Origin of the sequence: Pseudoduganella namucuonensis (genome assembly GCF_900116645.1) — a bacterium.
Taxonomy (GTDB): Bacteria; Pseudomonadota; Gammaproteobacteria; order Burkholderiales; family Burkholderiaceae_D; genus Rugamonas; species Rugamonas namucuonensis.
In genome coordinates this window covers 1-2,148 of sequence record NZ_FPBO01000099.1, presented here as the reverse complement: position 1 = coordinate 2,148, position 2,148 = coordinate 1, and the positions used below count along the sequence as shown (strand labels likewise).

The 2,148-nt window shown below is 56.6% G+C and carries 2 protein-coding genes; both read right to left on the bottom strand.

Annotation, left to right across the window (positions count from 1 at the left end; translation table 11 throughout):
• Positions 1–227 precede the first annotated feature (227 nt).
• Positions 228–761, bottom strand: a complete 534-nt coding sequence (locus BM436_RS35860) for an immunity protein RhsI2 family protein (RefSeq protein WP_093561684.1) — start codon at positions 759–761, stop codon at positions 228–230.
• A gap of 10 nt (positions 762–771) precedes the next feature.
• A partial coding sequence (locus tag BM436_RS38300) for a hypothetical protein (protein WP_229491074.1) occupies positions 772–2,148 on the bottom strand: 1,377 nt, incomplete at its 5' end.

Sequence of the window (2,148 nt, the reverse complement as noted above, 5' to 3'; positions counted from 1 at the left end):
CAGCGGTCCAGGGTCAGCTTGTTGACGGCGGCGGTCTTGCGGGTGGCGACGCTGGTGGTGTCGACGCCGAGCTTGATGCCGTCGGCGAGGTAGCTTAGTTCCTTCGTTCTTTCCGCCACCAGCCGGGTCGTGGCCAGCACGGCGCGGCTTTCGCGGATAGAAAGAATCCGTCGAGCCACCTGGTATTTGGATGGTTCGACGGTTGCTTTTTCTCAAAAGTCAGCCGCTTATCGGTGCGTTTTTGCTTGCCGGACAAGCGGACGGGGCAGCGCCGACGGCAACCCTACAGGCTGCAACGATACGGCCATTTCCAACGCAATTTTGGAATAGTTAACTCCACCGTCCTGCGCCGGCTGTTTTTTCAGTTCATCCAATGCATAGACAAGCTCAACGCGGCAGCCGACACGAAATAGCGCGATATCGGCTTTGTCATTGACGTAAATCCCCACATCGCGCACAGAACCATTCTCCAGTAACAATTCGATACCGTTGCTCTCATCGCCGCCGTCTTGGCCCGCGATATACACGCGCCGGATGACTCCGGAAATGAACAACAAGGGCATTTTCCGCTGTTCGATACTGGACCACCATTCTGGCGACCCAAAAAGCCCCTGCGTACCTTTAAGTCCTAGGAACGGTTTGGAGGAGTTCAACGTCAACGCCTGCGTCAAGGCAATTTGCTCTGGGTCGTTTCTTAACTCCTCTGAAAGCTGGTACACCTGTTTCATCGGCACATTTGCTTTATCTTGATGCAATAACATGAATAACCTCTTATTTAGGGACTAATCCAAAGTCCACAATGTTCTGATTGAAGATGTCGATGGCCCTGCCTTGACCAAGTTGCGTCGTCATCTGCCCGCCCTCAACTTTAAAACGCGCATTTGTTTGCATCCAGCTCCCTGTCTGCGTCGACATATTGGGGAATTGAGCAGCTGCCGGTTTGTTTGCAGCAATTCCAATTTCCTGAAGCTGCGCGGACGTTCCGGGTGCTACCGTAATTTTGACCGTCACACCATCATATTTCGACGAATATGCCACAGAGGGCGATACTGATGTTTCCGTGGTAGGCGGCAACTCACCAGTTCTCGAAAATTGCTCAAATTGCTTTTCCGACATCGTTCGATACATGATCTCATTGCCATGTACATCTCGCTCAAGCACAGTACTAAGCGGATTAGCGGATCGAGTAGCAGGAACGCCTATACTATTTGCCCCACCCATTGACTGCAACGACGGTCCAGGCTCCACCGCATTCAGCCGAAGCGGAGCGAGGTAGTTTACACCACCGATATTAAGCCCGTCGAATTCCGCAAGCCCCTGTCCCAACCATTTTAGCGTGCCAACGCCGCCGTCGAGGGCGAGTTTGCCGGCGACGCCAGCGACGCGGCCCGCGCCGGCACTGATGGCGCTATCGAAAGCAAATTTGATGAGCGCGTCGGTTTTCTGCCCGGTCGACAGGTCCGAGAAATCCCGCATGCCCTTGATCGTATAGCGCGGCAGATTGTCCAAGGTGTCGCTCAGGTTCGCAATCGCCGCGCTACGCGCGTCGCGGTCGGTGAGGCCGTAGAGGCCGCGGGCGGCGCTCAGCGCGTCGTGTCCGGCGTTGCTGGCCAAGCCCATGATATTCCACGCGTTCCGCGTGACGGGGTTGCTTGCCCCGGCCACAAGCGCGCCGTAATACTGGCTGTTCTCCAGTCTTGAGAAGGCGATGCCGTCCTCCCCGGCGTTGGCGATGGTGTGGATCACGTCCGGAGTGGTCTTGAAGCTCTCGGCCAAATGATCGTAAACGGTTGGCCGTTGCCGCACTAGCTGTACTACGGGCACCGGCATGCTGAACATGCTGTTGTCCCGGGCTCGTTGCGCGACGTCCTGGATAAATGTTGGTCCGGCTTGATCGCCTGCGGTGCCTTGGTACGGGCCGATCGTGCCAAGCCAATCGTTCCGATCTCCCATTAACTGTTGTGAGTTCAGCCCACCGTTAAATGATTGGGTTAGCTGGGCGCCCGATACCGGCTCGGACTGGCCCGATGCCCAGCTTGCCTTTTCAAACGCGGCCTCGTTATAGCCGGAGACCATTTGATCAGCGCCGATCCGCGCCGCCGTCTCTCTGGCGAGGGTTGCGTCGATCCTGCTCGCCGCGAGGAAAGA